This is a genomic window from Streptomyces sp. NPDC059224, from assembly GCF_042754285.1.
GTDB lineage: Bacteria > Actinomycetota > Actinomycetes > Streptomycetales > Streptomycetaceae > Streptomyces.
In genome coordinates this window covers 23,272-31,159 of the sequence record NZ_JBHZAN010000065.1, presented here as the reverse complement: position 1 = coordinate 31,159, position 7,888 = coordinate 23,272, and the positions used below count along the sequence as shown (strand labels likewise).

Here is a 7,888-nt window from a genome sequence, read left to right as displayed (position 1 = left end):
ATCACCGTGGACGCGCGGGGCGAGATCCTGGAGCTGAAGAACACCATCAACACGATGGTCGACCAGCTCTCCGCGTTCGCCGACGAGGTCACCCGCGTCGCCCGCGAGGTCGGCACCGACGGCCGGCTCGGCGGGCAGGCGGACGTCAAGGGGGTCAAGGGCACCTGGCGCGACCTGACGGACTCCGTGAACTTCATGGGAGGCAACCTCACCGCGCAGGTCCGCAACGTCGCCCAGGTGGCCACCGCGGTGGCGCAGGGCGACCTGTCGCAGAAGATCACCGTGGACGCGCGGGGCGAGATCCTGGAGCTGAAGAACACCATCAACACGATGGTCGACCAGCTCTCCGCGTTCGCCGACGAGGTCACCCGGGTGGCCCGCGAGGTGGGCACCGAGGGCAACCTCGGCGGGCAGGCGATCGTGCCGGGCGTGTCGGGGACCTGGAAGGACCTCACCGACAACGTCAACGTGATGGCGTCCAACCTGACCGGGCAGGTCCGGTCCATCGCCCAGGTCGCCACCGCGGTCGCCCGCGGCGACCTGTCGCAGAAGATCACCGTGGAGGCCAAGGGCGAGGTCGCCGCGCTCGCGGACGTCATCAACACCATGGTCGACACGCTGTCCGCGTTCGCCGACGAGGTCACCCGGGTGGCCCGCGAGGTGGGCACCGAGGGACGGCTGGGCGGCCAGGCCCATGTGCCGAACGTGGCCGGGACCTGGAAGGACCTGACGGACAACGTCAACTCCATGGCCAACAACCTCACCGGGCAGGTCCGCAACATCGCCCTGGTGACGACCGCGGTGGCGGGCGGCGACCTGTCGAAGAAGATCGACGTCGACGCCCGGGGCGAGATCCTGGAACTGAAGACCACCATCAACACGATGGTCGACCAGCTCTCGTCGTTCGCCGCCGAGGTCACCCGGGTGGCCCGCGAGGTCGGCAGCGAGGGCCGGCTGGGCGGCCAGGCCGAGGTGGAGGGCGTCGAGGGCACCTGGAAGCGGCTCACGGAGAACGTCAACGAGCTCGCCGGGAACCTCACCCGGCAGGTGCGGGCGATCGCCGAGGTCACCAGTGCCGTCGCGGAGGGCGATCTGACCCGCTCCATCACGGTGGTGGCCTCGGGCGAGGTCGCCGACCTCAAGGACAACATCAACTCCATGGTGGAGTCGCTGCGCGAGACCACCCGGGCCAACCAGGAACAGGACTGGCTCAAGACCAACCTCGCCCGCATCTCCGGTCTGATGCAGGGCCACCGCGACCTGCCCGTGGTCGCCGAACTCATCATGGACGAGCTCACCCCGCTGGTGTCGGCCCAGTTCGGTGCCTTCTACCTGGCGGAGGACACCGAGCGCGGCCACGAACTGCGCCTGGTCGGCTCGTACGGCTATCCCGACGACACCGACCGGCCCACCCGTATCCCGGTCGGGCGTTCGCTGGTCGGACAGGCCGCGCGCAACCGCCGGATCATCACGGTCGAGGAACTGCCGGAAGGCTACGTCACCATCTCCTCCGGTCTGGGACAGGCCGTGCCCAGTGCCCTGGTCGTGCTGCCCATCGTGGTCGAGGAACAGGTCCTCGGCGTCATCGAACTGGCCTCGCTGACCCGCTTCACCCAGATCCACCAGGACCTGCTCACCCAGCTGGTGCCGACCATCGGTGTCAACCTCAACACCATCGTGGCCAACGCGCGCACCGACGAGCTGCTCGGCGAGTCCCAGCGGCTCACCTCCGAACTGCAGGCCAGGTCCGAGGAGTTGCAGGTGCAGCAGGACGAGCTGCAGCGCTCCAACGCCGAGCTGGAGGAGAAGGCGTCCCTGCTGGCCTCGCAGAACCGCGACATCGAGGCGAAGAACCTGCAGATCGAGCAGGCGAGGCAGGAACTGGAGACCCGCGCCCAGCAGCTGGCGCTCGCCTCCAAGTACAAGTCGGAGTTCCTGGCCAACATGAGCCACGAGCTGCGCACCCCCCTCAACAGCCTGCTGATCCTGGCCCAGCTGCTGGCCCAGAACCCCTCGCGCAACCTCACCCCGAAGCAGGTCGAGTACGCGGGCATCATCCACTCGGCGGGCTCGGACCTGCTGCAGCTGATCAACGACATCCTCGACCTCTCCAAGGTGGAGGCCGGCAAGATGGACGTTGCTCCCGAGCGGGTCCCGCTGCGCCAGCTGCTGGAGTACGTCGAGGCCACCTTCCGGCCGATGACCAGCCAGAAGAGCCTCGAGTTCACGGTGGCCACCGCGCCGGGCACCCCCGCCGACCTGCTCACCGACGACTCCCGGCTGCGCCAGATCCTGCGCAACCTGCTGTCCAACGCGGTGAAGTTCACCGAGCAGGGCGGCGTCGAGCTGCGCATCGAGCCGGCCGCCGACCGCGAGGTGCCGCCGGGCGTGCTGCGCGGTGGACCGGTGGTGGCCTTCCGGGTCGTCGACACCGGCATCGGCATCCCCCACCAGCAGCTGGAGACGATCTTCGGCGCCTTCCAGCAGGCCGACGGGACCACCAGCCGCAAGTACGGCGGCACCGGTCTCGGCCTGTCCATCACCCGGGAGATCGCCCATCTGCTCGGTGGCGCGGTCACCGTCGACAGCGCCCCCGGCCAGGGCAGTACGTTCACGCTGTACCTGCCCGTCGCGCGCGCCGACTTCGAGGACCTCCTGGAGACCGGCGGCCGCTCGGTGGAGCAGCCCCGCGCCCTCACCGCGTCGTCGCAGGCACCGGCGCCCCGGCTGCTGCCCGCTTCCGTGCCGGCCCCCGAGCACCGCAGGCGCCGGCTCCTGGTGATCGAGGAGCGCCCGCGCGGTCTGCTGGCCCTGGTCGCCGAGCGGGCCGTGGCGGACCTCGCGCACGACCCGGGCGACCCGCACGGGGCGATCGACCTCATCACCGCGGTAGGGGCGCAGGAGGCGGCCAGTACGCTGGCGGCCGAGCCCTGCCACTGCGTCGTCCTCGAACTGGGCATGCCCGGCAAGGAGGGCGCGGACTTCCTGGAGGCCATGCGCGGCGACTCCGCGCTGGCCAGCGTGCCCGTCCTGGTGCACACCGGGCACCGGGTGGATCTGGCACAGGAGCAGGCGCTGCGTGCCCTCGCGGGCGGGCGGCCGCTGGACTTCCTGTCCAGTCTGGACGAGCTGCGCGAGCGCATCACCCTGCATCTGTCCGCCGAACAGCCCGGTGACGTGCTGTCGCTGGTGCGTGCCGAGGAGCCGCACCGTCCGGCCGCGCAGGTGGTGGACCACGCCTTCCTCGGCCGGACGGTCCTGGTGGTCGACGACGACGCCCGCAACCTCTTCGCCCTCAGCGGCGTCCTGGAACTGCACGGTTTCCAGGTCCTGCACGCCGACAACGGCCGCAAGGGCATCGAGATGCTGCTCGCCCACCCGGACGTCTGCCTGCTGCTGATGGACGTGATGATGCCGGAGATGGACGGCTACGCCGCCACCGCCGAGATCCGCGCCATGCCCCAGTACGCGGAGCTGCCCATCATCGCCGTCACCGCGAAGGCCATGCCGGGCGATCAGGAGAAGAGCCTCGCCTCGGGGGCCAACGACTACATCACCAAGCCCGTCGACACGAACGACCTCATCGCCCGCGTCCGCCGCTGGCTGGGCGTGTGACCACGCGCCGCCGCCACGGCGTCCACCAGCAGGCCGCACAACGCCCCGGGGCGTTCCAGCCCAGCCGAGAACAGGCCCACCGTGAGTGATCTCCGTCCGTCGCCCGACCCCGCCGAACCGCCCGGCGCCGCCGACGGCACGCGGCAGGCCGTCGCCGGTGAGCCGGACGAGCCCGGCCCGTCGTCCCCCCTCGGCAGGCTGGCGGCGACCGTGGAACGGCTGCGCCGCGAGGTGCGGGCGGCCCACGCCGAGGCGGACGGGCGGGCCCTGATCGAGCTGGCCAAGGGCATCCTCGTCGAACGGCTGGGATGCGGCCCGGCGCAGGCGGCCCGGCAGCTGGCCGAACTCGCCGAGCAGGCGGGGGTGACACCCCTGGAGCTCGCGGTCGACGTCATCAACCAGGCCGCGCGGGACCGCATGTCGGAGGTGACCGCCGCCTTCTTCGCGGCCACCGCGGCCGGTGCCGAGGCCGTCGACCCCGCGGACAGCCACTCCTCCGCCGTACGGCTGCGGGCCGCCGAGAGCGGCGCGCTGGCCGCCCACGACACCCAGGCCGTGGCCGAGTCCCTGCTGGAGCACGCGCTGGCCCCCCTGGGGGCGGAGGCGGTCGCCATCTGGGCCCTGGGCGCCGACGGCTCGCTCACGCTGGCGGGCCACGCCGGTTTCTCCTCCGCCGAGGCGGGGCGCTGGCGGCATGTGCCGCCGGGGGTCGCGACGGTGGGCCGCCGCGGCCTCACCGAGCGCTCGGGGCACTGGATCAGGAGCCTGGCGGAGACCGGGCTGCCCTCCATCGGCCAGCACCACCATCCCGAGGGCGGCCGGGTGGCCGTGGCCGCCGGCACCGGCGGACGCATCCACGGTGTGCTGGAGATCGTCTGGCCCGTGCCGCTGGACACGCCTCCCGCGCCCGTCGTCCGGCAGGTCGAGGCCCTGGCCGAGCTGTGCGCGCACACCCTGGACACCGGATCCCCGGACCAGGCCCACGGCGGCACCGGCAGGACCGTCCTGCCCGGCGTCTCCGAGCTGATGGACCTGGCCGACGGACTCCACGACCCCGCGCTGGTGCTCGTGCCGCATCTGGACGCCGACGGCGACCTCGTCGACTTCCGCGTCCACCACGTCAACGGCCGCTTCCTGGACCCCGGAGGCAGACCCCGGGCCGCCATCAACGGCGCCCTGCTGCTGGAGGCCTATCCGATGGCCGCCGGTCACAGCGAGCTCTTCGAGCGGATCGAGCGCGTCTACGCCACCGGGGAGCCCTACCGCGCCCACCGCATGCGGCTGACCGCCCTGGTCGACGACGTCCCCCTCGCGGCGGTCGCCGACATCAACATCAGCCGGCACGGGGCCTGCGTCCTGCTCATCTGGCGTATCGAGGACGAGACCGCCCGGCTGGCCAGCCTCCTCCAGCACGCCCAGCGACTGGGCCGTATCGGCGGTTTCGAGGAGAACCTCCTCACCGGCGAGATCACCTGGAACGGCCAGCTGTACCACCTCTACGGCAAGCCCGACTCCGGCGCCCCGGTGCCGCTGGAGGACCTGCCCGCCCATGCCCACCCCGACGACGCCGTCACCCTCGGCCGCTTCCTGCGTACCGTGCTGCACCACCAGCGGGCGGCGTCCACGGCCTTCCGCCTGCAGCGCCCCGACGGCGTGACCCGGCACATCCGGGTGGTGGCCGAACCGGTCCTCGACTCCGGCGGGCAGCTGTACGTCGTGCGCGGTGCCTACCAGGACATCTCCGCCCATCACTGGACCGAGGTCGCTCTCGCCGCGACCCGTGACCAGCTCGCCCACACCGAGCAGCAGGCCAGCGAACGCAACCGGCTCACCCTCCAGCTCCAGCACGCCATCATGCCGCCCGCGCAGGCCCCGCTGGCGGTCCCCGGGCTGAGCCTGGCCGTGCGCTACCGGCCCGCGGAGACCCAGCACCTGGTCGGCGGCGACTGGTACGACACGGTCGTGCTGCCGTCCGGGCTGGTGCTGGTGTGTGTCGGTGATGTGGCGGGACATGGCATCGAGGCGGCCACCAGCATGGTCGTCCTGCGCAACGCGCTGCGCGGGCTCGCCGTGACCGGCGCCGGACCGGGGCAGCTGCTGTCCTGGCTGAACATGGTCACCCACCATCTGACCGGCGCCGTCACCGCCACCGCGGTGTGCGGTCTCTACGACCCCGACCGCCACACCCTGCGCTGGGCGCGGGCCGGTCATCTGCCGCCGGTGCTGGTCCGCGGCGGTGAGGCGGAACCGCTGCCGCTGGTCAAGGGGCTGCTGCTGGGCGCCGTACCGGAGGCGGGGTACCAGGAGCACGAGGTGCAGCTCGCCGTGGACGACACGCTGCTGATGTACACGGACGGCCTGATCGAGCGCCGTGACCGGTCGGTGGAGGAGTCGCTGGCGCACATGCTGACAACCGCGCGCACGGTTCCCTCGACCCTTGACCAGCAGCTGGACCGTCTGCTGACCCACAGCAGGTCCGACACCGACGACGACACCTGCCTCGTGGGCATCCGGGTGGCGCAGCACTGACCGCCGACCTCGCGGCGGCCCACGGGCCGGACGGCGTCAACCGCCCGATCAGGGGTACCCGACCCGGTGGAGGTATCTGATGATCGAAGCAGGCGATATCCGAGAGTGGCGCGGTCACGAGGTGGTCGACACCGGCGGGCACAAGGTCGGCGTCCTGGAGTCGGTCTACGTCGACACCGCGACCGACCTGCCCAGCTACGCGACCGTGACGGTCGGCCTGCCCACCCGGCGGCGCCTGGTGTTCGTCCCACTCGCGGACGCCACCGTCGGTCCGGGGTACCTGAAGGTCGCCTACGACAAGGACACGGTCAAGAAGGCTCCCGCGATCGACACGGACGGCGAACTGCCGGCCGAGCAGGAGCCCGCGGTCTTCGCGCACTACGCGATCGAATACACCCCGGGCGCCGGCGGTGAGCGGCGCCTGGCGCGCCGCTGACCCGGCGAGCCCACCCTCGATGGGAGAGCCGATGAGCCTGTTTCTGCTGCTGATCCTCGTGGCCCTCGTGCTGGGCATCATCGGGTTCACCGCTCACGGACTGTTCTACCTGCTGGTCATCGGAGCGGTGGTACTGCTCGCCGACCTCGTCTACGCCGTAGTCAGGCTCCGGCACAGGGGACGCCGCGTGGTCCGCTGACTCTCACCCGCCGGTCTCCCTGACGGTGAACAGCCGGATGGCACCGGTGATCGTCAGGAGCCGGTGGACGGCCGGCCGCAGGGGGCCGACGAGCACCAGGTCGCGCCCGGCGGCCCGGTGGCGCAGCCGGGCCTCGATGAGGGCGTTGAGGAGCATGCTGTCGGCGAAGGTGACCTGCGTCAGGTCGACCGCCGTCACGGGCATCGCCGCACGGTCGGCGGCCTCCCACGCCTGCTCGAAGCCCTCGGCTCGGGCGTAGTCCACATCGCCCCGCACGGTGATCACAAAGATCTGCTCGTCGCGGTCGATATGCGCTCTCAGTTCGGGAGCCGCGGGCATCGCGCCGTCCTCGTGTCACAGGGATCCCGGAATTTTCGAGACATGTCGCACAGTTACCGCGAATCACGCCAGAACTAGGGTAGTCGGACGTGATGAGAGCGATATCCGGGACTGTTGTCGTTTGACAATAATAGCCATGAGGCAACAGAGTAGCCGAGTCGGGCGTACGCGTGGAAGGACCTGGAGCGGTGGTGGATCGGTGCCGTGAGGGTTTTTCAGGCGGTCCGGCTGTCGGCCTCGGGGGTCTCGTCGAGTATCTGTGTCGCCGCGGTGGTGCAGAACGCCTCGAGCCCCTCAAGGAGGGCGACCCGCTTGGCGACGGGCATGTCCGCCAGCACCTTCTGCAGCTCGCTCTCGCGGCGGACACGCAGATCGGCCAGGAAGGAGCGGCCTCGGCCGCTGAGATGCAGCCGGACCTCACGCCGGTCCTCCGCGCCCACCACACGCTCGATGAATCCCGCGGCCTGTAGCCGGTCGCACAGCCGGCTCGTGGACGGCGGGGTGGAGGCGAGGGACTCGGCGAGAGTGCGCAGGTTGATGCCGTCGTGGTGCTCCAGGATGTGCAGCACCCGCAGCTGGGAGGCGGAGGTGGGCGCGGTCGACGCACGGCCCCACACGACTTCCAGCAGCTCGACGGCCTTCGTGGTCACGCGTGCGACCTCATCGGGCTCTGGGCGGCGGCGGAAGGCAGTCACGATCACACTCTCGCAGGCACTGGGGCTTCTTTCAGCCTACTAGGAGCCCTCAGCCCACACGGACCCTCCTCGGAA

At 71.1% G+C, this 7,888-nt stretch carries 6 protein-coding genes; 4 read left to right on the top strand and 2 right to left on the bottom strand.

Features of this window, described 5'->3' with window-relative positions; translation table 11 throughout:
- The 4 genes from ACFXI4_RS42315 to ACFXI4_RS42300 form a co-directional block, all read left to right on the top strand.
- On the top strand, positions 1-3,615 hold a 3,615-nt coding region (locus ACFXI4_RS42315), incomplete at its 5' end, for a HAMP domain-containing protein (protein ID WP_385002379.1).
- 81 nt (positions 3,616-3,696) lie between these two features.
- Positions 3,697-6,144: a SpoIIE family protein phosphatase gene (locus tag ACFXI4_RS42310; RefSeq protein ID WP_385002377.1), complete on the top strand. Its 2,448-nt coding sequence runs from the start codon at positions 3,697-3,699 to the stop codon at positions 6,142-6,144.
- Between the two features lie 79 nt (positions 6,145-6,223).
- Complete coding sequence (locus ACFXI4_RS42305; RefSeq protein ID WP_385002374.1) at positions 6,224-6,580, top strand: PRC-barrel domain-containing protein; 357 nt, start codon at positions 6,224-6,226, stop codon at positions 6,578-6,580.
- 31 nt (positions 6,581-6,611) lie between these two features.
- Complete coding sequence (locus tag ACFXI4_RS42300) at positions 6,612-6,779, top strand: hypothetical protein (protein WP_385002372.1); 168 nt, start codon at positions 6,612-6,614, stop codon at positions 6,777-6,779.
- A 3-nt stretch (positions 6,780-6,782) separates the two neighbouring features.
- Here ACFXI4_RS42300 and ACFXI4_RS42295 read toward each other — a convergent pair whose 3' ends face one another.
- Complete coding sequence (locus ACFXI4_RS42295; protein ID WP_385002369.1) at positions 6,783-7,118, bottom strand: STAS domain-containing protein; 336 nt, start codon at positions 7,116-7,118, stop codon at positions 6,783-6,785.
- 215 nt (positions 7,119-7,333) lie between these two features.
- Positions 7,334-7,768 carry a MarR family transcriptional regulator gene (locus ACFXI4_RS42290; protein ID WP_385002366.1) on the bottom strand — a complete coding sequence of 145 codons (435 nt, stop codon included), beginning with the start codon at positions 7,766-7,768 and terminating at the stop codon, positions 7,334-7,336.
- Between the last annotated feature and the right edge of the window lie 120 nt (positions 7,769-7,888).

Coding starts and splice junctions, on each gene's coding strand:
- ACFXI4_RS42305 (WP_385002374.1), top strand. CDS start 6,224: ATGATCGAAGCAGGCGATATCCGAGAGTGGCGCGGTCACGAGGTGGTC.
- ACFXI4_RS42300 (WP_385002372.1), top strand. CDS start 6,612: ATGAGCCTGTTTCTGCTGCTGATCCTCGTGGCCCTCGTGCTGGGCATC.
- ACFXI4_RS42295 (WP_385002369.1), bottom strand. CDS start 7,118: ATGCCCGCGGCTCCCGAACTGAGAGCGCATATCGACCGCGACGAGCAG.